This window comes from Escherichia sp. E2562 (assembly GCF_005781075.1).
Lineage (GTDB): Bacteria > Pseudomonadota > Gammaproteobacteria > Enterobacterales > Enterobacteriaceae > Escherichia.
This window is the reverse complement of sequence record NZ_VATM01000013.1, coordinates 90,315-112,414: the sequence shown is the minus strand read 5'-3', so window position 1 is coordinate 112,414 and position 22,100 is coordinate 90,315. Positions and strand designations below refer to the sequence as shown.

Genomic DNA, 22,100 nt, shown 5'->3' with positions numbered 1-22,100 from the left:
GTTATTGTTTCGATTCGGTGCTGGCGTTTTCCTGGCTGGAGGAAATTGCGCGTGCTTTGATACCTGGGCGAATGCGTTGCAAACCGGAAACGATCACCCGATCGCCAGCTTGCAAGCCAGAGGTAACAACCCACTGGTTGCCGATGGCTTTGGTAGCGTCAATTTCGCGTAACTGCACGACATCATCTTTATCAAGAATGAGCGCCGTTGCTTTGCCCTGAGCGTTGTGAGTAACGCCTTCCTGCGGCACCAGTAACACATTCTGGCGACTACCTTCATCCACTAATGCTGTGACGTACATGCCTGGCAGTAAGTCACCATTTGGATTGGGGAAAATCGCGCGCAACGTGACCGAGCCGGTAGTTTCATCCACCGTCGGGTCAGAGAATTTCAGCGTACCGCTCTGGCTGTAACGTTTGCCATTTTCCAGATTGAGCTGAACTGGCGTACTGCCCTGAACCTGTTTGATTTGCCCACTGGCGACCTCTTCTTTCATGCGCAAAAAATCTTGTACCGACTGCGTGAGATCGACATAAATCGGGTCCAGACGCTGCACCGTAACCAGCGAATCTGCCTGATTAGCAGTAACGAGTGCGCCGACGGTCACTGATGATTTCCCACTGACGCCTGTAATGGGCGAGGTGACGTTTGCGTATTGCAGATTGATCGTCGCCTGCTCAACAGCCGCTTTAGCAACGGTGACATTGGCTTCTGCCTCATTCAGCTGGGTGCGCGCGGTGTCGTAATCCTGACGGCTGACGTAGTTGGTTTTTAGCAACGATGCCTGGCGATTAAAGGTAATGCGGGCATTGCTGGCGGTAGAGAGGGCTTTCGCCAGCGAACCTTTGGCTGAGTTCAGCTCTGCCTGCAAGGGCGCAGGGTCAATCTGATACAACGAATCGCCCTGGTTAACTTTATCGCCTTCGATAAAATTGCGCTTAATGATGATGCCACCCACCTGCGGGCGAATCTCAGCAACTTCATAAGGAACAGTTCTGCCGGGCAATTCGCTCATGACATTGATTGAGCCGGGGGAGAGCGTCACCACGCCCACTTCTGGCGTCATGGCGGCAGCATTTTGCGCTGATTTGTCGTCGCATGCGGTGAGTATTACGCCGCAGAATAACAACGGTATTAACAGTTTTCTTTTTCTGTTCATTTTATTCCCTGAAAATTCGTGAAAAATTACGGATTTTTTGAATGTGTGCGGGGAGAGGCATGAGGGATTTACAGACCTGCGGCATAGTGCAAGCCATGGGGATGTATGCCTGTGATGGCGCATGCAGGCCGAGTGACCAATGTGGCGATTTAGATGGCAAAAAAAATGTTGCCGTTCTGCTGACAGTCTCTGCCTGCGTCCGGGCAACGAATGTTTCTACTGGTGGATACATAAACCAGGGGAATAAGTTCGTTTTTGCTTCTCCTTTGGTTATCACCGGGAGTAATGGAGTCAGCATTTGCATCCCTCGTCATGCCAGCCGTCAATTTCAGGCACTTATCGCTGGGCCACATCAACGCCTTCTTAAAAATAAGAAGAGATCCCCAGAGTCACGATGTCGCTCATACGTCTAAGTTTCAGCTTGTACATAATATTGAATTTCTGGATCTTTAATGTCTGCTGCGAAATTTTCAGTGTTGACGTGATATTACTTTCATTTTTGTTCTTCAGGATTAATTGCATAATTTTGAATTGATTATGCGAGAAACATAATTGAGAATTCTTATGAGGCAAGTGTTTTCCATAAGTAATATCAATCAGATTTTTAATGCTTTCTTTACGGCTGATAAAAAAGATAGGCGACTGACTTTTAAGTTTGCTGATGTGGTAAGGTGCCAGAACAATGATTCTTTCAGCATCTAACTTCTCAAGAAACTTAATCGCTTCTTCATCAAGGATATGATTATGATAGGTATCAATGATCACCTTGAATGGTTTGTTACCTATGCTTTTTATCTCTGACAGGGAATTGATTTTTATCATTTCGTGATTATCTTTCAACTGCAAAAAGCCCTGTAAAAGAAAAGAATCCTTCGTCATGAGAAAAATCATAACTTGCTCCTTAGCCGTTATTGTTTCGAACATGTCATCCTTTTCATTATTTACATCCATGTCCGAATTCGTTGTTCAATATAGTAAACGCCTATAAGAACGTTGCCCTTCGTGAACTAATACGTCTATTAACACTAATCAAAACTTGAGATTTATCCATCACGCACTCCATATATTGATCCTAGGTAACATTCCTGGGTGTTATAAATTTGTTAGTGCTAACATGAAATTAACAACTCCCATATTTTTACCAAGAATAAGTTATCAATTTAAAGTTTGTGATTTCTGAATGATAAAACTAAAATAAAAAAGTAATCCGATTTAAATATCGAGTCTCCTTGTTTCTACTTAAGCTGGCAATTGGATTTGCCAGCTTTCTTTTTAATTTTTGGGGAAAATTAACATTAACTGCATTAATTACCTTCTTATTGAGCCAATGCTTGCCAAACCTTGATTTCATTTTCCCACAGCACTTTTAAACATTAAACCTGACTACAGAAAATATCAGCCATGATAATGTTTGAAATGGCTAATTTGCTGTGAAATTTATAAAACCATAAAGGTTTCAGCGAGTTGTTTAATGAGTCGCACGGTAATTATTTCAACGATGGTTTATGTTTTGCCATGGTGGCGATATGAAGCGGGAGTGTTATATGCCTCATAGTCACCATAAGTGATTATGAGGCGGTGTGGGAAATACTGTGCCGACGGTCTGATATTGATTATTTTTTAACGAATAAACTAGCGAAGCTAAACAAGCTGGCAGCGCTGAATATTAGTTCTATCCCCACCAGTGTAGAAACTAGTGTTACAGAAACCATTGGCGTTGCACCCAGGAATATCCATGCAATGATGATATCCAGGATACCAATGACTAGTTGTAGCCAGCTGCCTTTCATTGAACGCTGGCGATACCAGCTCATCAAGCGAATAACCCCAGCGACACAAAACAAGCCAGCGATAAACGCCGCAATAGCAAAAATTCCCAGTTCTGGTGCGCGGATGAAGAAATAGCCGATCAACAAATAGGCGACAGCGACAAGGAAGCCGGATAATACAGGCCAGAAATTATGACTCCGGTTGCTGAATAAACCGACAATAAGCGCAATGCCTGAGCAGATTAATAATGCGCCAACGACTGTGCTAAGGATATCGCCAGAGACAAACGGGAAGCTTATACACAGCAAACCGACAATAAACAGCAGTACAGCAATAAACTGGATTGCTCTCCGATGCTTCTTAAGCATATCCAGATCAAATTTCAAAATTGTTGCCTTATCTATATATAACATAGAACCACCCTATAAATTTAAGAAGAAAAATCCCTACTATCAATCTATGCCAAAAATGCATCCAGGAATGCATGTGATTTAATAAAAATTTCCTAATTAATGTGTCTGATGCCAATGTAACTTGTTGTATTTAAATAAAAATATCTGATTTTGATATTTTATCTCAACATGACATACCCAAAAAAACAGGTTATAACCTCAATGTCGAAATTGATTCGTGACGGCTCTTTCACTTTATAGTTGAGGATATTACGATGAAAAAAGTATTAGGTGTAATTCTTGGTGGCCTGCTTCTTCTGCCAGTTGTGAGCAATGCCGCGGATGCACAAAAAGCAGCTGACAATAAAAAACCTGTCAACTCCTGGACCTGTGAAGATTTCCTGGCTGTGGACGAATCCTTCCAGCCGACTGCAGTCGGTTTTGCTGAAGCACTGAATAACAAAGATAAACCAGAAGATGCGGTTATGGATGTTCAGGGCATTGCAACCGTAACCCCAGCTATCGTTCAGGCTTGTACTCAGGATAAACAAGCCAGCTTTAAAGATAAAGTTAAAGGCGAATGGGACAAGATTAAGAAAGATATGTAATTCATGGAATGCGTTGCATCGTATTTCCTTGAATATTGAACAGGCAGGAATACCTCGCGTTAAAAGCAGATAATCCTCCTGTTCATATATATTTTATTTGTTGAATGGGTTGTAAAATGAATATTTCATCTCTACGTAAAGCCATGATTTTCGTTGGCGCTGTAGCGGCACTTTCACTGGTTAATGCACAATCTGCACTGGCTGCTAATGAATCTGCTAAAGATATGACTTGTCAGGAATTTATTGACCTGAATCCAAAAGCGATGACACCGGTTGCATGGTGGATGCTGCATGAGGAAACGGTTTACAAAGGCGGTGATACTGTAACCTTAAATGAAACTGATCTGACTCAGATTCCTAAAGTGATTGAATATTGTAAGAAAAATCCGCAGAAAAATTTGTATACCTTCAAAGATAAATTGGCAAATGTCCTGCCGAATTAACAGGAATAAAGCAAAAAGGAGTAGCAAGTTGAGCCATCTTGCTGCTCCTTTTTGCATTTTTATATGACTGCAGAATTTATTATTCGTCTAATCCTGGCTGCTATTGCCTGTGGTGCTATTGGCATGGAAAGGCAAATCCGCGGCAAAGGGGCAGGGCTTCGTACACATGTCTTAATCGGTATGGGTAGCGCCCTGTTTATGATTGTGTCGAAATATGGTTTCGCTGATGTGCTGGCGCTGGATCACGTCGGGCTTGATCCCAGCCGTATTGCCGCTCAGGTTGTCACTGGCGTCGGTTTTATAGGCGCGGGTAATATCCTCGTCCGTAATCAAAATATTGTCGGCCTCACCACCGCTGCGGATATCTGGGTAACAGCTGCAATCGGTATGGTGATTGGTAGCGGCATGTATGAGCTGGGGATTTACGGTTCTGTAATGACCTTGTTGGTACTGGAAGTCTTCCATCAATTAACTTTCCGGCTGATGAACAAGAATTACCATTTACAGCTGACGTTGGTGAACGGTAATACGCTGTCGATGCTCGACTGGTTTAAACAACAAAAAATAAAAACTGATTTAGTTTCGTTGCAAGAAAATGAAGATCATGACGTGGTTGCTATTGATATTCAGCTTCATGCGGCGACGTCGATTGAAGACTTATTAAAGTCGCTAAAAGACATGACGGGTGTGAAAGGTGTTTCAATCAGCTAATGTGAATATTAATGATATCGACGGGAGTACACCCGGTACTCCCGTCGTATTTAACTATCGAGGACAATCAGCGGAGAATGATTGGCAGGGGCGTTTAATACAGTAATATCCGCGCCGTAGAGCATAGTCAGCGCCTGCTGTGTCAACACGTCCTGCGGTTTACCATTGGCGATAACCTTTCCTTTTTGCATCAATACAACACGGTCGGCATAGCGGGCGGCAAGATTAAGATCGTGCAATACACAGCAGACGTTGAATTGCCGTTCGCGAACTAACTGACGTAATAAACGAAACAGATGCTGCTGATGGTGAATATCCAGCGCCGACGTTGGTTCATCAAGAAATAACCATTTCGGCGAGGGTATTGCTTCCCAAAGTTGTACCAGCAGGCGCGCTAATTGCACACGCTGTTGTTCACCGCCGGATAATTGCCGATAGTCGCGGTTTGCTAACGCCTGACAGTCGCATAGCGCCATTATCTGTGCCGTTTCATCCCCCTGATTACCGGTACGATGCGGATGGCGCCCCATCTGGATCACTTCTTGTACGCTGAATGGGAACGCCATATGGCTATTCTGACGCATCACGGCCCGGTGTTTCGCCAGTTCGGTAATTGACCATTCATTTAATGGCTTATTAAATAACCGGCATTCGCCGCTATCAGGTTGAAGATAGCCGGTGAGTTGGCGAAGCAACGTGGATTTTCCCGCACCATTAGGGCCGAGAATGGCAACAATTTCCCCGCCGGGAAAAGTCAGCGAGACATTGTCAGTCAGGCGTCGCCCATGAAGGCTATAAACCAGGTTCCGGGCGCTAATCATGCGGTCCTCCGGTTGCGCAGAATCAACCACATGAAATACGGGCCGCCAAGCAGGCTGGTTAGTAATCCGACAGGCATTTCTGCTGGCTGTACCAGTGTGCGGGCAAGCGTGTCTGCCATCAGTAATAAGCAGGCTCCGGCAAGGGCAGAGCAAGGAATTAGCCAGCGATGATTTGCTCCGGTAGTCATGCGAATCAGATGCGGGATCACCAGGCCAATAAAGCCGATAATGCCGCTTACCGATACGGCAGCGCCAACGAGCAGTGAGCTAATCAACAGTAATTGTTGGCGTTTACGCTTTACGTTCACGCCGAGGTAATGGGCTTCTTCATCACCAAGTTGCAGCAAATTCAGCGTTCCGGCGAGACACGTTGTTGCCATAATGGCGGGCAGAATGAAGGAGCTGGCAACCAATAACGTTGGCCATTGTGCCTGACCGAGATTGCCCATCATCCACAACGTGAGTTGTCGTAGCTGTTGCTCATCGCTTATATAGCTCAGTATGCCGATCGCTGCGCCGCACAGGGCATTGATGGCGATCCCGGCGAGTAACAATTGCATCATGCTGCCATCGCGATGGCGCTGCGTGATGAGAAAAATGATGGTGCAGACCACTAAACTTCCGGCGATGGCAAACACCATTTGTTCATAAAGCACCAGCACCACGGGGAAGGAAAAGGGCAGCACAATAGCAACGCCAACCATTAATGCCGAACCGCTACTGACGCCGAGTAATCCTGGGTCAGCCATGGGGTTGCGGAAAAGCCCCTGCATAATCACCCCAGCGGTTGCCAACGCGGCGCCTACCAGCACGGCCAGTAAAACGCGCGGCAGGCGAATATTTAGCCAGATATCGCGGTATTCCTCATCAAGAAGGGCGCTAAAGCTGATTTTTAACGCGCCCTGACTGGCACCGAACAGCACCAGGGCAAGCAATAATAGTGATAGCCCCATAAAGACACTGGCGGATGAAAATGAATCCTTGAGCACGCAAAACTCCGTTATGACGTTGCGGCGCGGAGAGTCTGCGCCGCATGGGATTACGCCGGTTTCAGGTCAGGTTCAATCAGACTGTAGATCTGCTTGTTGAGTGCTGGCGCGTTTGCCAGTTCATGAATGTGTGCGGCGACATCGGCACGGCGGACAAAACCATGACACTCCTGATTTTGTATCCGTTGTGCTTTGCCTGTTGCTGCGCCGTCAAGCAGACCGCCAGGGCGGAGAATGGCGTAGTCTAGCTGGCTGGTTTGCAGCCAGCTTTCCGCCAGTGTCTTTTCGCGCACCGCCTGACCAAACGCGGCTTTTGCCCGATCCGATAAGAACGGCCAACTATCGCCGCATCCCAAAGAAGTCACCAGAATCATGCGACTGATGCCTGCCTTTTCGGCCTCATCAATCACCGTTCTGTGGGCCAGATAATCCTGTGCGCCGCCCATTGTTGAGATGATAAGTGCTTGCGGACCAGCCGCGCGGCAGGCGGCTGCGACAACGCTGGCGTCACAAGCGTCGCCAGTAAAAACCTGCACACCTTGTTGCGCCAGTTGAGCCGCAGCGTCTGCACGGCGAACGACAGCGACGACCGGACGTTGTTCTGCCAGCGCCAGTTCAAGCGTTCTGGCGCCCACACCCTTTCCGCCAGCGCCAAAGAGTAGCCACGGTGTCATCAGGCGTGTTCCTTTAACGATGCTGCCAGAGCATGGAAGGCGTTGACCTGTTCACTCAGGAGCTGACGATGGTCATCCCTGCCGAGGAAGATTTTCAGCATGGCGCTGCCTTCTTTGTTGAAAAAGAGAATGGATGCGGTGTCCATGCCCATAAATTTACGTTCGATTAAGGCAATATGCGTGCAGTTTTCTGCTTTGATATGCCCGGACATGCCGTGCTTTCCACGCAGATTGAAATAGCCGTGGCGGTGGAAACCCGAAGGCAGTTCGCCGCTAAATTCGAGGATCACATCGGCAGTATGCACCAGCGTGGTGACGTTGCCCCATTCGCAGACGGTATCCCAGACAGTATCGAATTTATCGCCTGACACAACTGTCGGAGAGGGCAGATTTTTCACTACCTCCAGCAGCGTGGTGTTGTATTGTTCGGCGATCGCCTCCAGCGTACCGTCTGGCTCCGTTTTCAAAAATTCCTGTAACGAGACATGGCTCATAAATCACTCCTGTTATGGTTTTTCAAGCGCAATCGCTGGCGCATTAAGTACCTGAATCAGTTCATTAAGAGACTGCAAAATGTTGCTTGCCCAGAAACGACCTTCATTGGTTAACCGCAGGCACGTTGAAGCATCGCGGCTTAAGCCTTTTTGGTGCCACTGGGCCAGTAATGGTGCGAGTTTTTCAGCATGTGGCGTAAGTTCGTCCAGCGGTACACGCGCCGTTTCAATGCCCGACTGCAAGGTATGACGCCAGTGCGCGTTACGTTCGGCGTTACGCATGATCATCATCAGCGGTTTTTTGCCTGCCGCGACGGATTCATGCCAGGTCTGCAGATTGCGTTCGTTCATCCAGGAGTAACCATTAATCGAACCACCTGCGCCGGAACCAAAGGCCAGACAATCGGCACCTTGTTTTATCAGCAGGTTATAGAGATTGCGTTCGCGTGTGGTACGGCCCCAGTGGCTGTTACTGATGCAGCGCCAACCGGCATCGTCCATAAAATCACACCCTTGCAGGTAAAGATCGCGACGCTCCGCCGGAGAGGGCACGGTAGTGCGCCCGTTTTCCACGGCTTTGCCCAGTGGCGTGTTGGGCAGGACGTTGAGCGCATAGAGGTCGACGCCGTCAAGACCGATATCGCGGGCAATAGCCAGATCTTCTCCCCAGGTTTGCGCATCCTGACCTGGCAGGCCAAACAGCAGGTCACAGACCACCGCAGCACGGTCGCGTTTGACCAGGCTTTCCATAAACGCAATGGCGGTTGGACCATCCGAGGTGCGGGCCATTTTCTTGCGGATTTTGCTGTTAAACGACTGAATACCAATTGAGAAGCGGTTTGCTCCCGCATCAAGGCAAGCGTCGATTCGCTCAGCGTCAAAATTCAGTACCCGGCCTTCAATGGTGATTTCACAATCGGGTGCCAGTGGTAATTTTTCTCGTAGTGTGGTGATGATTCTTGCCAAATCGCGCGCGGAGAGTGCGGAAGGCGTACCGCCACCGAAATAGACCGCATGGATGGGCGCGGACTGATGCAATACGCTGTCTGCCTCCTGTTCGATTTCTCGAATCAGGGCATCGGTATAATGAGCACACGCATCTTCATTAAAACGATTCTGATAAAAACCGCAAAACGTGCAGTGTGTCGCGCAAAAAGGAATATGAAGATAAACCAGTCGCTTACGAGGTGAGGTTGTTTGACTGATCATCTCTTGCCAGGTCTGTGCCAGTTGTTCTTTGGCGACCGGAATGGCCCCACGAAACGGCATCATGGCACGCCTGTCTTTAAATGGCTGGTCACCGTCTAAAGCAAAATGAGGCGTGAGATCCAGGGTGTTTTTCATGTTCATACGTCTGATTTAAATCCGTTTATTGCGGCCAAAGTTGCTGGTGTAAAGACTCAACGACATCAGCAATACGCGGGCCCATTCCCAGAATCAGGTTTTGATCAACGGTGATAATGCGCTGGTTCTTCCAGGCGGCGGTGTGGGTAATTCCGGCAATAGAACGTAGCCGATTAATATCGCCATCGACCATTTGTGAGGTTACGACAATCACTTCAGGGTTAGCCGCAATCAGCGATTCCGCGCTGTAGCTTTTGTACTGCTGGTGGGTAGCGACGTTTTCTGCGCCGGCAAGCGACAGAATGGCGTCTGCGACGCTGCCTTTACCGGCGACCTGTGGCGCGCTGCCGCCAGCAGAGAGAATAAACATCGCTTTAACCGGGGCTTTTTTTGCCGCCACGCTTTGCTGTACTCGCTCCAGGCGTTGGCTGATTTGTGTCACCAGCGCCTCGCCTTGTTCAGGAACCTGTAACGTTTTTGCCAGTTGGCGAATGTTGGCGTACATCTGCTCAAGGGTGGCTGGTACACGCGGCAGAGTGACGACGTTGACCTTTTGCGCCCGCAACTGGTCGAGCACAATTTGCGGTCCTGCATCCTGCCAGGTAATTACGCTATCCGGGCGAAGTGACAAAATGCCTTCGCTGCTGAGTTGTTTCCAGTAGCCAATATGCGGCAGTTTGGCGGTTTCTGGGGGATAAGATGTCGTTTCATCGACACCCACCACGCGCTCGCCAGCACCCATCGCGTAGATTAGCTCCGTCAGTGATCCTCCAGCGACCACAATGCGTTCGGCAGCCGTTGCGCTAAAAGCCCAGCTAAGAGCCAGTACTGCCGTAAACAATTTTTTTCGTTTTACCGCAGTCTTCGCGACAGAGGCCACGGCTGAAATACATAACGTTAGTGGGGAAAAAAGATACGGCCTGTTGGTGATCCTTGGCATCATATGAGAACTCTTATCGAATTGAGAATGATCATGATTATCATTTGAGTTATATATGAAATACAACCGTCGATTCAATACGCAAGGCGTTACAAGCGTATTTATTTTTGATTTTTATCAAGATGCTTCGTCAGCTAACGTTCTTGTTACCGACAAAATTTCAGGGCGGGAAAAAGCTGAGATCTCAGAGATATCGCGGCTTGCAGAGCAAAGAGAAGAGAAAATTATCGCGGTTAACGACAATGTTTCGTTATGAGGTCGTGGGGGAATGCCACAAGAAAAAAATGGTTTTCTGGATACAGGATAGCTTTCATAACCCCCTGTTTATTGTGTTAATGGCGGTTAAAAAAAAGCTTGATCATAAAAAATTGATCGATAATAATTCTCATTATCACGTCTGGATTTAACAAAATATGACTATATGGATAACAAAATTATAGCTTTTGCAGGGATAACGCACAGCGCTCTTCACTCCAGATGCGGCATATCGCTTTGCCTGACAAAGAGGGCGAATTGTCCGGGATACCAGGCAATTTCACCGGATATAAACGCCCGTTAACTCACCCGGCGAATATTATCGCTTTGAATTGTAAATAAATTTATTTTTCGCCAGCCATCCCGGTATTAATCCAGGTAGCCAGCATTTTTTATTTTCCTCATGGAGAATCGCTATGTCACGTCCGCAATTTACCTCGTTGCGCTTGAGTTTGTTGGCTTTGGCTGTTTCTGCCACCTTGCCAACGTTTGCTTTTGCTACTGAAACCATGACCGTTACGGCAACGGGGAATGCCCGTAGTTCCTTCGAAGCACCAATGATGGTCAGCGTCCTCGACACTTCCGCTCCTGAAAACCAAACGGCGACTTCAGCCACCGATCTGCTGCGTCATGTTCCTGGAATTACCCTTGATGGTACCGGACGAACCAACGGTCAGGATGTAAATATGCGTGGTTATGACCATCGCGGCGTGCTGGTTCTTGTCGATGGCGTTCGTCAGGGAACGGATACCGGACACCTGAATGGGACTTTCCTCGATCCGGCGCTGATCAAACGTGTCGAGATTGTCCGTGGACCTTCGGCATTACTGTATGGCAGTGGCGCGCTGGGTGGGGTTATCTCCTACGATACGGTCGATGCAAAAGATTTATTGCAGGAAGGACAAAGCAGCGGTTTTCGCGTTTTTGGCACCGGTGGCACGGGGGACCATAGCCTGGGATTAGGCGCGAGCGCGTTTGGGCGAACGGAAAATCTGGATGGTATTGTGGCCTGGTCCAGTCGCGATCGTGGTGATTTACGCCAGAGCAATGGCGAAACCGCGCCGAATGATGAGGCTATTAATAACATGCTGGCGAAAGGAACCTGGCAAATTGATTCTGCCCAGGCTCTGAGCGGATTAGTGCGTTATTACAATAACGACGCGCGCGAACCAAAAAATCCGCAGACCGTTGAAGCGTCTGACAGCAGTAATCCGATGGTTGATCGTTCAACGATTCAACGTGATGCTCAGCTTTCTTATAAACTCTCTCCAGTGGGCAACGACTGGTTAAATGCTGATGCAAAAGTTTACTGGTCGGAAGTTCGTATTAATGCGCAAAACACGGGAAGTTCCGGTGAGTATCGCGAACAGACAACAAAAGGTGCCAAACTGGAGAACCGTTCCACTCTGTTTGCCGAGAGTTTTGCCTCTCACCTGCTGACGTATGGCGGTGAGTATTATCGTCAGGAACAGCATCCTGGCGGCGCGACGACGGGCTTCCCGCAAGCAAAAATTGATTTCAGTTCCGGCTGGCTACAGGATGAGATCACCTTACGCGATCTGCCGATTACCCTGCTTGGCGGAACCCGCTATGACAGTTATCGCGGTAGCAGCGACGGCTACAAAGATGTTGATGCCGACAAATGGTCGTCTCGTGCAGGGATGACTATCAATCCGACCAACTGGCTGATGTTATTTGGCTCATATGCCCAGGCATTCCGCGCGCCGACGATGGGCGAAATGTACAACGATTCTAAGCACTTCTCGATTGGTCGCTTCTATACCAACTATTGGGTGCCAAACCCGAATTTACGTCCGGAAACCAACGAAACTCAGGAATACGGCTTTGGGCTGCGTTTTGATGACCTGATGTTGTCCAATGATGCCCTGGAATTTAAAGCCAGCTACTTTGATACCAAAGCGAAGGATTACATCTCCACAACCGTCGATTTCGCGGCGGCGACAACCATGTCTTATAACGTCCCGAATGCCAAAATCTGGGGCTGGGATGTGATGACGAAATATACCACTGACCTGTTTAGTCTTGATGTGGCCTATAACCGTACCCGCGGCAAAGACACTGATACCGGGGAATATATCTCCAGCATTAACCCGGATACCGTTACCAGCACCCTGAATATTCCGATCGCTCACAGTGGCTTCTCTGTTGGTTGGGTCGGTACGTTTGCCGATCGCTCAACACATATCAGCAGCAGCTACAGCAAACAACCTGGCTACGGCGTGAATGATTTCTACGTCAGTTATCAAGGGCAGCAGGCGCTCAAAGGCATGACCACGACTCTGGTATTGGGCAATGCCTTCGATAAAGAGTACTGGTCGCCGCAGGGCATCCCACAGGATGGACGTAACGGCAAAATTTTCGTGAGTTATCAATGGTAATCATCAGCCCCGATATTTCGGGGCATTTATCTGGAAGGAAGAGAGACAATGAACCACTACACACGCTGGCTTGAGTTAAAAGAACAAAATCCCGGAAAGTACGCGCGTGACATCGCAGGTTTAATGAATATCAGCGAAGCAGAACTGGCATTTGCGCGCGTCACTCACGACGCGTGGCGGATGCGCGGCGATATTCGTGAAATTCTGGCAGCGCTGGAAAGCGTTGGTGAAACCAAATGTATTTGTCGTAATGAATATGCAGTCCATGAGCAAGTTGGCTCGTTCACAAACCAGCATTTGAACGGTCATGCCGGATTAATACTCAACCCGCGCGCGCTGGATTTGCGACTGTTTCTTAATCAGTGGGCCAGTGTTTTCCATATAAAAGAAAACACGGCTCGTGGTGAACGTCAGAGTATTCAGTTCTTTGATCATCAGGGCGATGCATTACTGAAAGTTTATACTACCGACAATACCGATATGGCGGCATGGAATGAGCTTCTGGCACGCTTTATCGTCGAGGAAAATACGCTGCTTGAGTTAACAACGGTTGATGCGCCTGTCGCACAAACCGACGTCGATGCCAGTGTTGTAGAACAAGAGTGGCGTGCGATGACGGATGTCCATCAGTTTTTTACGTTGCTCAAGCGCCACAACCTGACTCGTCAGCAGGCGTTCAATCTGGTGGCAGACGATTTGGCCTGCAAAGTACCTGGCAGTGCGTTGGCGCAAATTCTTGAATCTGCACAGCAGGATGGCAATGAAATCATGGTGTTTGTTGGCAACCGTGGCTGCGTACAGATTTTCACGGGTGTGGTAGAAAAAGTGGTGCTAATGAAAGGTTGGCTGAATATTTTCAACCCGACGTTTACTCTTCATCTATTAGAAGAGAGCATTGCTGAAGCCTGGGTTACCCGTAAACCGACCAGCGATGGCTACGTAACCAGCCTGGAACTGTTTGCTCATGATGGTACGCAGATTGCGCAACTTTATGGTCAGCGTACTGAAGGGGAACAGGAGCAGGCGCAATGGCGTAAACAGATTGCGGCGCTGACGCAGGAAGGCGTTGCTGCATAACGAGTCATTATCCGGAGGTCTGGCTGTCGCCGGGCCTCTTTATAAATATCAGCTGGAGATTTCAGACCAGATAATCAATATGTTGATGACGTACCAGCTCATTGATCCGCTTAAGATTGAGGATCATCATAATATTGTGTTTATGGCAGTAGAATGTTTTCAGCGATATTTTGAGTTTCCCCAGAATATCTTCTGTCGTCATTTGATTCGCAATGCAGCTCAGAACCTGATGCTGTTTGCGCGAGAGTGACACGTCTGCTTCAGGTACAGAGCAATAACTGCCATTGAGCAGTGCGATGAAGTCAATAATCGTAATATTTCTCTGCACAAAGGTTACCGGAACTTTCCCCAGACAGCGTTTAATATTAAACGGCGAGAAAACAATGACATGAACAGGCCGCAGGCGTTCAATTTTGTTGAGCATTGATGAGTGGAATACATTATTCATTAATGTATCAATAATCACTAAGGCATTCTGATGCAACGTTAAGTCAATCTCTTCTTCGTTCTGTATATGAACGACATTACCTTTACTTACAATATTTTTCATCGCGGTGAAAAACATGGTGTCTTTGGTAATTATAAGAAACATAACCGACTCCCTTTGCGAACATTAACTTTATAATCAGGTTGCCAAAGGTAATAAAAAGGTCAGGACTTGTAATTATACTAATTAGCTTGCTGTACATTAATTGAATGTGTTCAAAGATGCAGATATCTCATCAATATCTGCATCTTCAGGTAATGTTATTTGACCAGTTCTGGCGTTACCTGGCTAACCGCATCGGTATAGTAAGGAGCGCCGCCCCAGCCGGGTTCTGGCCAGAATGCGCCGTAGCCGTAATCCCACAGGTTATAGGTTGTGTTCACCACTTCTCGTAAATGCCACACCTGAATCCCCTGCATATTCACTTCAAGGAAGTTATATGGGACTTTATTGATAAAGCCAGGTTGTTCGCCCTGAATGGTTCCGAGGATGGTGACATAGTGGTTACGGTAGTTTACTGGGTCAAGGAAACCACTTTGTCTGGCGAGCAGTCGCCCTTGATAGTTGGCCTCAATGTCAGGTTTCGCATAGCTATCCAACGGCAATACGGCGATTTCTAGCAATGTATCGGTTTTGCCATTAATGACGTTAATGACTTTACCGCCAAAGCGGGCCTGCTGACCAACGTATAAATTTGGTTGGTTATGAACAGCAACAAAACTTTTTTGGATATCAGGCTGGTTATTACCTTTGATATTTTGTGGAATAGAACTACACGCGGCAAGCAATAATGCAAGGCTAACGATGAGAGCACCTTTTGACTTGTTCATGTTACTATCCTTATCAACAAATGTTAAAACCATAATAGATATTTCTTTATGGTTTTCATCTGATTCTTAAGTGATATGCCTGATAGTAGTGAAAAACTGTCTGATATTTATATGACTTTCGTTTAGTTCAATGCAGGAAATATTGTGGAGTGATATTATTATGTGTGGCATAGAATACCAGCTGTTTATTTTAAAATCACAAAAAAATCTATTATTTATTTGATGGCTATAGCGTGTTAATCGTCAACGCGATGATAACATATTCAGATGATAATTTTGTATGGTTTTTCACCACTCAGGATGTCGATTTTCAATCTATGTTTAAAGTTTTTTACATCAGCTCCTGGTAATGTATTTAAATTATGATCTTGTGATGCTGTAGATATATTTAAAATATAAAAATTAATCTTGATTTAAGTTATTTATAATTGTGTTGTACTAGTCGTTAAAGCCTTTTATTTAAAAAGGAGCGAGACTGTTAGAAAAATATATTGCTTCTCTGACAAGAAGTCAGAGAAGCACGATTGTCCTTTCCTTGTTTTTGGGGGTGTCAATTTTTTAGTCAATTCGTTAATTGATATTTTTGTGATTTTTAATTGATGTCGAATCCATGATTTTCTACTTAGATTGATTAGGGGCTAATAATTCTATCTATAACGTTATATTACAATTTTTTAAAATAGCACTTGAGTCAAGTAACCCATCAAGAGAGCCATACTTAAAATAACCGTCAAAAATGCGATTATCATCGGCATTCTGAACATTGATTTAAGCAATATCACTTCTGTCAGGCTTGCTCCGGCACTACCGATGATCAGGGCCATTAATGCGCCCAGACCCATTCCTTTCGTCATCAGAACCGATGCAAGCGGTATCACTGCCTCAGCCCGGATATATAGCGGAATACCTATAATTGCACTTAGCGGAATGGCGAAAGGATTATCTGCTCCTGCATGAGCGGCAATCCATTCTGAAGGGATAAAACCATAAATAAAAGAGCCTATTAAAACGCCTAACAAAAGATAGGGCAGTATGTCTTTAAACTGCTGCAATGCATCGTTCATGGCTAATTTTATGGGATTAATACTTACCTTATTTTCGGTACTGCAACAGTTTACTGTGGATTTACCAATGGGCTTAGCAGGACAGCACCCTGATACGTTCTGCTCGTTTCGTATTTTCTGTATGTTAATGATGGGTTTTGCGCCTGAACTACAGCCACTTACTTTTACAGGCGTATATGCTGTCGAAGCTTTGGCCTGAGTACAACAACTTGCTGATGAACTGTTATTTGCAATGATATGACGTTCAAATCCCAGAGAATCCAGGACAATACTGGCGAGGGCTGAGACACCGGCAGCGATAATCGCGTACAACAACGTGACTTTCCAGCCAAAGGTCACCCACATTAGTCCGACAATAATGGGATTAAGTAGCGGTGAAACAAATAAAAAAGTGAGGGTCGGACCAAACCCGGCTTTTGCCGATAACAATCCACGTAACATGGGTATTGTTGAGCAACTACAGAAAGGGGTAACGGCCCCTAATAGCGCTGCCAGAAGGTAGCCTTTCCCTTTTCTTGCCCCCATCATCTGCTGGATTTTATGGTCAGGCACCTTTTGTCTTATCAGGCTGACACCGGCACTTATCACCATAAACAGCACAGAAAGCTCGACGGCGAGAAACACAAACATTTCTGCGGCATCTTGCAGCCTCGCAAGCAAACTCATCATATCCCCCCTTATTGATTTGATCTATATTTCTAGAATAATCGAAATAAAATCCAGATCAAGATATTTCTGGTATTATCGAAATATCAACCAGACAGAGGGGGTCACATGCAGTTGGAAGAAGTCGCTAAAGCGCTGAAAGAGCTAGGTCACCCGACTCGTTTGTTCATTTTTAAACATCTTGTTAAAGCTGGGGAACAAGGTTTGCCTGTCGGTGATTTGCAAAAGCAGCTTGGGATCCCTGGCTCGACACTCAGCCACCATATTTCCGCACTGGTATCCGTAGGGCTGGTTAAGCAAAACCGTGAAAGCCGAACGCTGATGTGTGTTTCTCAATATGCAATGCTGGAAGCGATAATTGAATTCTTACGTGAGGAATGCTGTGTAAATAGCAAAATTGCCTGATGCGCTACGCTTATCAGGCCTACAAATTTCATGCAATCAATTGAATTTGCATAACTTTGTAGGTCGGATAAGACACGTCAGCGTCGCATCCGACATAAACAAAGCGCACACTGCTAACAACCAAAGGGGGGATGTAGCCGCTTTATTTCAGGCGCTTACCCGCCTCATCAACCACTTTCTCACCATCTTCCTTGGTGAACGCGCCTTGTTGCGCATCTGGCAGAATTTCCAGCACCACTTCTGAAGGGCGGCACAGACGAGTTCCCAGCGGTGTAACCACAATCGGGCGATTAATCAGGATGGGATATTGCAGCATAAAGTCGATTAACCGATCGTCAGTAAATTTATCTTCCGCAAGGCCCAGATCCTCATATGGCTCGACGTTTTTACGCAGCAGCGCGCGTACCGAAATCCCCATATCGGTAATGAGTTTGACCAGTTCATCGCGCGTCGGCGGTGTTTCCAGATAATAGATAATGGTCGGTTCTGTGCCGCTGTTGCGGATCATCTCCAGCGTATTACGCGACGTGCCGCAGGCCGGGTTGTGATAAATGGTAATGTTGCTCATATCAGTATCTCATTACGATGTGAAAGAGAGGCGTAGCGCCAGCGCGGTCAGCGTCACAAACAGCACCGGCAGGGTCATGATAATTCCTGTACGGAAGTAATATCCCCAGCTGATTGTCATATTCTTCTGCGAAAGTACGTGCAGCCAGAGCAGCGTTGCCAGACTACCAATCGGGGTAATTTTCGGCCCCAAATCGCAGCCAATCACGTTGGCATAAACCATTGCTTCTTTGATAACGCCAGATGCCGTGCTGCCATCAATGGATAACGCGCCAACCAGCACCGTTGGCATATTGTTCATAATAGAAGAGAGGAAGGCGGTGAGGAATCCGGTGCCGAGCGTCGCGGCCCACAGGCCGTTATCTGCCAGCACGTTGAGTACGCCAGAAAGATATTCCGTTAGTCCTGCATTGCGTAGGCCATAAACCACCAGATACATGCCGAGCGAGAAGATGACAATCTGCCAGGGGGCACCGCGCAGGACTTTGCCCGTATTAATCGCATGACCGCGTTTAGCGACCGCAAACAAAATCAGCGCGCCCACTGCCGCAATGGCGCTTACCGGAATGCCGAGTGGTTCCAGAACGAAAAATCCCACCAGCAGAAGCAGTAAAACAACCCAGCCAGTTTTGAACGTAGCAGGATCTTTAATCGCTTCTGCGGGAGATTTTAGCAGCGCCATATCGTAGTTCTGCGGAATATCTTTGCGGAAATAGAGATGCAACATCACCAGGGTAGCCAGTATCGCGGCGATATCCACCGGCACCATCACCGAGGCGTATTCGCGAAAGCCAAGACCAAAGAAATCTGCCGAAACGATATTCACCAGGTTAGAGACAATAAGTGGCAGGCTGGCGGTATCGGCAATGAATCCCGCTGCCATCACGAACGCCAGCGTAGTGCCTTTACTGAACCCCAAAGCCAGCAGCATGGCGATGACAATCGGCGTCAAAATAAGCGCCGCGCCATCATTGGCAAACAGGGCCGCAACGGCGGCACCGAGCAGGACAATCCAGCTAAACAGCAGGCGACCGCGTCCATTGCCCCAGCGTGAGACGTGCAGCGCCGCCCATTCAAAAAAGCCGGACTCATCCAGTAGCAGGCTGATGATAATGACGGCAATAAACGCAGCCGTCGCGTTCCAGACGATATTCCACACCACCGGAATATCACCCGGATGAACCACGCCCGTAGCTAACGCCAGTATTGCGCCGAGCGTTGCACTCCAGCCGATGCCTAAACCTTTCGGCTGCCAGATAACCAATACGATGGTCAGGACAAAGATAGCGCCTGCCAGTAACATAATGCCTCCCGGATAAAACACATGCGAAAATCCATATGTGTTTGGATAAATTTTTTAACTGCAAATGTTATTACCGTCTGCGGAACAATTTTGTCGAGACAGGTTGCGGACAATCGCCTGAACCTTTTCTTGCTCACATCGCCAGGCCTGCTCAATAATTTTCGCTGCCCATGCTGGAATATGCGGCGATAAGCGGTAATGAACCCACTTTCCTTGCTTGCGGTCCAGCAATAGTCCGCTTTCACGCAGCAATGCCAGGTGACGGGAGATCTTGGGCTGTGACTGGTCGAGGGCAGTGCAGAGATCGCAGACGCATAACTCTCCCAGCTCGCTGAGCAGTAAAACGATGCCCAGACGGGTTTCATCGGCAAGAATTTTGAACAGTTGGATGGGTAACATAAATGACATATTGCGCTCCTGATTGTTACAGGCAGTGTCTCTCTTCAAAGCGGATAAGTCAAAAACATATATGAATTAATGAATGTGTAAGTGCAGAAGATGGTAATAGGTGTGAATTTTGAGTTGGGTATTCATTTGAAAGGCGGTCTGAATCAGGACGTAAAAAAACCGACTTTGCGTCGGTTTTTTTACTCTTCAGCCTGAGTTGGTGGCTCTGGCTGGAGTGAGAATGCCATCATCTAACAGCTCAATACTATTAGCCAGTGGCTAACATTGCAAGAATTAGCTATTTCTTCAGCTGGCAGAGGGACAGTTTGCTATACATGTTGGTGAAAGAGGATTTATATACTTTCATCGGGTCGCTGCCGTACCAAGCCTTGTCCGAATCAGGACGTAAAAAAACCGACTTTGCGTCGGTTTTTTTACTCTTCAGCCCTGAGTTGGTGGCTCTGACTGGAGTGAGAATGCCCACATCTAACTTTTCCATGCTATTACCTTAAAGGATACATTGCAAGGTTATGCTGGTTATTTAGCCTAATTTCACTGTATGATTATCCAGTTAGCTCTGAGGCATTTTCACTCTGGCAATGCGCATAAACGCTTTCAAAGTCCTGATCAGTGGTACGGGTGGTGCCGTTAACTGATGCTCTGGCCGGAGTGAGAATGCCCACATCTAACAATAGGGCATGCGCCGTGACAGGCAATGGATGAGTAAGCGGATGCATTCTCACTCCATCGCATGGAGAAAACGGGTGATTGATAAAGCAATCATCGTTCTTGGGGCGTTAATTGCGCTGCTGGAACTGATCCGCTTTCTGCTTCAGCTTCTGAACTGATAGCGGAAACGTAATTAAGGGCTAAGAGCACACTACTCTTAGCCCTTTAACATTTAACGCATTGTCACGAACTCTTCTGCCGCCGTCGGGTGAATGGCGACGGTATTGTCGAAGTCTTTTTTGGTTGCCCCCATCTTCAGCGCCACCGCGAAGCCCTGCAACATTTCGTCCATACCAAAGCCAATGCCGTGAATACCGACAATCTTCTCTTCCGGTCCAACGCATACCAGTTTCATGCGGCACGGCTGGCGGTGAGTGGTGACGGCGGTATACATCGCGGTGAAAGAGGATTTATACACTTTCACCTGATCGTCGCCGTACTGCTCGCGCGCCTGCGGTTCCGTTAAACCAACAGTACCAATCGGTGGATGGCTGAAGACCACGGTCGGAATGTTGCTGTAATCCAGATGCTCATCCGGCTTGTTATTAAACAGGCGTTCAGAGAGACTGCGACCCGCTGCAACTGCCACCGGTGTCAGTTCCACTGCACCCGTGTTATCGCCTACCGCGTAAATACCTTCAACGTTGGTGTTTTGATATTTATCGACGACGATATAGCCTTTTTCGTTGGTTTTTACGCCAGCGGCTTCCAGGTTGATGTTGTCATTGGCAGGCTCGCGACCAATCGCCCAAATCAGGCAATCCACCGTTTCACTGCGACCATCTTCCAGCTCCAGCGTCAGGCTGCCATCGGCATTTTTCACCACCGCTTTCGGGATGGCGTTGGTGTGCAGCTGCGGGCCTTCGGCGTTCATCACTTCAACCAGCGTTTCAGAGATCATCGGGTCGAAACTGCGCAGCGGCGCATGTTTACGCACAAACAGATGCGTTTTCGCGCCCAAGCCGTTAATCACGCCCGCCAGCTCAACAGCGATGTAACCTGCGCCAACAACCGCTACACGCTCTGGCAAAGCAGGAAGGGCGAAGAAACCATCGGAATCAATACCATATTCCACGCCTGGAATATCCGGGTGGCTCGGACGACCGCCGGTGGCGATCAGAATATGATCGGCCGTGATGGTTTCGCCGTTTACCTCTAGCGTTTTGGCATCAACGAAGCGGGCAAAGCCTTTGATTACATCAACGTTATTTTTACCGAGCACGTTTTCATAGGAAGTATGAATACGGTCGATATAAGCGGTACGGCTGGCGATCAACGTTTCCCAGTTGAATTTATTGATAGTGGTATCGAAACCATAATCCGGGCCGTACATATGGATCGCTTCACGGATTTGCGCCGCGTGCCACATCACTTTTTTCGGCACGCAGCCGACGTTCACGCAGGTGCCGCCCAGCTCTTTGGCTTCAATCAGCGCGCATTTCTGGCCGTACATAGCCGCGCGGTTGATGGAGGCGATACCGCCGCTGCCGCCGCCGATGGCGATGTAATCATAGTGTTTAGTCATGACAGAGTGTCCTTATCGTTGATTACTGCGATTGTAGCGCGAGACGTAATAGGTGCCAGCA

The 22,100-nt window shown here is 47.5% G+C and carries 25 protein-coding genes and 1 pseudogene; 9 read left to right on the top strand and 17 right to left on the bottom strand.

All coding sequences use genetic code 11. The annotated features are described in order from the left end of the window. Nucleotide 1 precedes the first annotated feature (1 nt). Entirely contained in the window at nucleotides 2–1,111 is a 1,110-nt protein-coding gene (mdtE, locus tag FEK43_RS17725) for a multidrug transporter subunit MdtE (RefSeq protein ID WP_346460520.1), read from the bottom strand. 107 nt (nucleotides 1,112–1,218) lie between these two features. Between mdtE and FEK43_RS23405 the strand changes: the two are divergent. Then, nucleotides 1,219–1,503 (top strand): annotated as a pseudogene (locus FEK43_RS23405) (hypothetical protein); the annotation flags it as partial. Nucleotides 1,504–1,522: 19 nt separating this feature from the next. On the opposite strand, the gene gadE reads toward FEK43_RS23405, so the two are convergent. Then, nucleotides 1,523–2,050, bottom strand: coding sequence for an acid resistance transcriptional activator GadE (gene gadE, locus FEK43_RS17715; protein ID WP_064527778.1), 528 nt, complete (start codon nucleotides 2,048–2,050; stop codon nucleotides 1,523–1,525). A gap of 722 nt (nucleotides 2,051–2,772) precedes the next feature. After that, nucleotides 2,773–3,342: an acid-resistance protein HdeD gene (hdeD, locus tag FEK43_RS17710; RefSeq protein ID WP_130221293.1), complete on the bottom strand. Its 570-nt coding sequence runs from the start codon at nucleotides 3,340–3,342 to the stop codon at nucleotides 2,773–2,775. Between the two features lie 254 nt (nucleotides 3,343–3,596). Here hdeD and hdeA point away from each other — a divergent pair, with 254 nt between their 5' ends. From hdeA to FEK43_RS17695, 3 genes are all read left to right on the top strand, one after another. Beyond that, nucleotides 3,597–3,929 carry an acid-activated periplasmic chaperone HdeA gene (gene hdeA / locus FEK43_RS17705; RefSeq protein WP_130209189.1) on the top strand — a complete coding sequence of 111 codons (333 nt, stop codon included), beginning with the start codon at nucleotides 3,597–3,599 and terminating at the stop codon, nucleotides 3,927–3,929. A 116-nt stretch (nucleotides 3,930–4,045) separates the two neighbouring features. Beyond that, nucleotides 4,046–4,372, top strand: a complete 327-nt coding sequence (hdeB, locus tag FEK43_RS17700; protein ID WP_130209187.1) for an acid-activated periplasmic chaperone HdeB — start codon at nucleotides 4,046–4,048, stop codon at nucleotides 4,370–4,372. A gap of 63 nt (nucleotides 4,373–4,435) precedes the next feature. Continuing rightward, complete coding sequence (locus tag FEK43_RS17695; protein WP_130260996.1) at nucleotides 4,436–5,083, top strand: MgtC/SapB family protein; 648 nt, start codon at nucleotides 4,436–4,438, stop codon at nucleotides 5,081–5,083. A gap of 50 nt (nucleotides 5,084–5,133) precedes the next feature. Here FEK43_RS17695 and FEK43_RS17690 read toward each other — a convergent pair whose 3' ends face one another. The 6 genes from FEK43_RS17690 to shuT are packed head-to-tail and all read right to left on the bottom strand — an operon-like array spanning nucleotide 5,134 to nucleotide 10,345. Beyond that, the gene (locus tag FEK43_RS17690; RefSeq protein ID WP_130209183.1) at nucleotides 5,134–5,904 is read right to left on the bottom strand and encodes a heme ABC transporter ATP-binding protein; all 771 of its coding nucleotides are present in this window, start codon (nucleotides 5,902–5,904) and stop codon (nucleotides 5,134–5,136) included. Next, nucleotides 5,901–6,893: a heme ABC transporter permease ShuU/ChuU gene (gene shuU / locus FEK43_RS17685; protein ID WP_240783046.1), complete on the bottom strand. Its 993-nt coding sequence runs from the start codon at nucleotides 6,891–6,893 to the stop codon at nucleotides 5,901–5,903. The genes FEK43_RS17690 and shuU overlap by 4 nt, the downstream gene beginning before the upstream one ends. Before the next feature lie 50 nt (nucleotides 6,894–6,943). Continuing rightward, on the bottom strand, nucleotides 6,944–7,567 hold the full coding sequence (chuY, locus tag FEK43_RS17680; RefSeq protein ID WP_135408215.1) for an anaerobilin reductase: 624 nt from the start codon (nucleotides 7,565–7,567) through the stop codon (nucleotides 6,944–6,946). After that, the gene (hutX, locus tag FEK43_RS17675; RefSeq protein ID WP_021550030.1) at nucleotides 7,567–8,061 is read right to left on the bottom strand and encodes a heme utilization cystosolic carrier protein HutX; all 495 of its coding nucleotides are present in this window, start codon (nucleotides 8,059–8,061) and stop codon (nucleotides 7,567–7,569) included. The genes chuY and hutX overlap by 1 nt, the downstream gene beginning before the upstream one ends. A gap of 12 nt (nucleotides 8,062–8,073) precedes the next feature. Beyond that, complete coding sequence (hutW, locus tag FEK43_RS17670) at nucleotides 8,074–9,411, bottom strand: heme anaerobic degradation radical SAM methyltransferase ChuW/HutW (protein WP_135408213.1); 1,338 nt, start codon at nucleotides 9,409–9,411, stop codon at nucleotides 8,074–8,076. A 19-nt stretch (nucleotides 9,412–9,430) separates the two neighbouring features. After that, nucleotides 9,431–10,345: a heme ABC transporter substrate-binding protein ShuT gene (gene shuT / locus FEK43_RS17665; RefSeq protein WP_135408318.1), complete on the bottom strand. Its 915-nt coding sequence runs from the start codon at nucleotides 10,343–10,345 to the stop codon at nucleotides 9,431–9,433. A gap of 55 nt (nucleotides 10,346–10,400) precedes the next feature. On the opposite strand from shuT, the gene FEK43_RS22865 reads away from it, so the two are divergent. The 3 genes from FEK43_RS22865 (at nucleotide 10,401) to chuS (ending at nucleotide 14,076) form a co-directional block, all read left to right on the top strand. Further along, a complete protein-coding gene (locus FEK43_RS22865) occupies nucleotides 10,401–10,601 on the top strand; it encodes a hypothetical protein (RefSeq protein WP_165383169.1) in 201 nt (66 codons plus the stop codon). A gap of 415 nt (nucleotides 10,602–11,016) precedes the next feature. Continuing rightward, nucleotides 11,017–12,999 (top strand): TonB-dependent heme/hemoglobin receptor ChuA/ShuA, encoded by a 1,983-nt coding sequence (gene chuA, locus FEK43_RS17655; RefSeq protein WP_130221299.1) that lies wholly within the window; start codon nucleotides 11,017–11,019, stop codon nucleotides 12,997–12,999. A 48-nt stretch (nucleotides 13,000–13,047) separates the two neighbouring features. Further along, entirely contained in the window at nucleotides 13,048–14,076 is a 1,029-nt protein-coding gene (chuS, locus tag FEK43_RS17650; RefSeq protein WP_135408211.1) for a hematinate-forming heme oxygenase ChuS, read from the top strand. A 61-nt stretch (nucleotides 14,077–14,137) separates the two neighbouring features. Here chuS and FEK43_RS17645 read toward each other — a convergent pair whose 3' ends face one another. The 3 genes from FEK43_RS17645 to FEK43_RS17635 all read right to left on the bottom strand — a co-directional run bounded on the left by FEK43_RS17645 (nucleotide 14,138) and on the right by FEK43_RS17635 (nucleotide 17,126). After that, nucleotides 14,138–14,668 (bottom strand): LuxR C-terminal-related transcriptional regulator, encoded by a 531-nt coding sequence (locus FEK43_RS17645; protein WP_130209174.1) that lies wholly within the window; start codon nucleotides 14,666–14,668, stop codon nucleotides 14,138–14,140. A gap of 155 nt (nucleotides 14,669–14,823) precedes the next feature. Continuing rightward, nucleotides 14,824–15,393 (bottom strand): outer membrane lipoprotein Slp, encoded by a 570-nt coding sequence (slp, locus tag FEK43_RS17640; protein ID WP_135408209.1) that lies wholly within the window; start codon nucleotides 15,391–15,393, stop codon nucleotides 14,824–14,826. 674 nt (nucleotides 15,394–16,067) lie between these two features. Further along, a complete protein-coding gene (locus FEK43_RS17635; protein WP_135408207.1) occupies nucleotides 16,068–17,126 on the bottom strand; it encodes a permease in 1,059 nt (352 codons plus the stop codon). Nucleotides 17,127–17,231: 105 nt separating this feature from the next. Here FEK43_RS17635 and FEK43_RS17630 point away from each other — a divergent pair, with 105 nt between their 5' ends. Continuing rightward, nucleotides 17,232–17,528 (top strand): metalloregulator ArsR/SmtB family transcription factor, encoded by a 297-nt coding sequence (locus FEK43_RS17630; protein WP_135408205.1) that lies wholly within the window; start codon nucleotides 17,232–17,234, stop codon nucleotides 17,526–17,528. 142 nt (nucleotides 17,529–17,670) lie between these two features. Here the strand turns inward: FEK43_RS17630 and arsC are convergent, their stop codons facing one another. The 4 genes from arsC to FEK43_RS22860 all read right to left on the bottom strand — a co-directional run bounded on the left by arsC (nucleotide 17,671) and on the right by FEK43_RS22860 (nucleotide 20,284). Further along, entirely contained in the window at nucleotides 17,671–18,096 is a 426-nt protein-coding gene (gene arsC, locus FEK43_RS17625) for a glutaredoxin-dependent arsenate reductase (protein WP_130209170.1), read from the bottom strand. 12 nt (nucleotides 18,097–18,108) lie between these two features. Next, the gene (gene arsB / locus FEK43_RS17620) at nucleotides 18,109–19,398 is read right to left on the bottom strand and encodes an arsenite/antimonite:H(+) antiporter ArsB (RefSeq protein WP_135408203.1); all 1,290 of its coding nucleotides are present in this window, start codon (nucleotides 19,396–19,398) and stop codon (nucleotides 18,109–18,111) included. 54 nt (nucleotides 19,399–19,452) lie between these two features. Then, the gene (arsR, locus tag FEK43_RS17615; protein WP_135408200.1) at nucleotides 19,453–19,806 is read right to left on the bottom strand and encodes an As(III)-sensing metalloregulatory transcriptional repressor ArsR; all 354 of its coding nucleotides are present in this window, start codon (nucleotides 19,804–19,806) and stop codon (nucleotides 19,453–19,455) included. A 277-nt stretch (nucleotides 19,807–20,083) separates the two neighbouring features. After that, a complete protein-coding gene (locus FEK43_RS22860) occupies nucleotides 20,084–20,284 on the bottom strand; it encodes a hypothetical protein (RefSeq protein WP_167850495.1) in 201 nt (66 codons plus the stop codon). Between the two features lie 265 nt (nucleotides 20,285–20,549). Between FEK43_RS22860 and dinQ the strand changes: the two genes are divergently transcribed. After that, nucleotides 20,550–20,633 carry a damage-inducible type I toxin DinQ gene (gene dinQ / locus FEK43_RS17610; protein ID WP_001295215.1) on the top strand — a complete coding sequence of 28 codons (84 nt, stop codon included), beginning with the start codon at nucleotides 20,550–20,552 and terminating at the stop codon, nucleotides 20,631–20,633. 53 nt (nucleotides 20,634–20,686) lie between these two features. Here dinQ and gorA read toward each other — a convergent pair whose 3' ends face one another. Then, on the bottom strand, nucleotides 20,687–22,039 hold the full coding sequence (gorA, locus tag FEK43_RS17605) for a glutathione-disulfide reductase (protein WP_135408198.1): 1,353 nt from the start codon (nucleotides 22,037–22,039) through the stop codon (nucleotides 20,687–20,689). Between the last annotated feature and the right edge of the window lie 61 nt (nucleotides 22,040–22,100).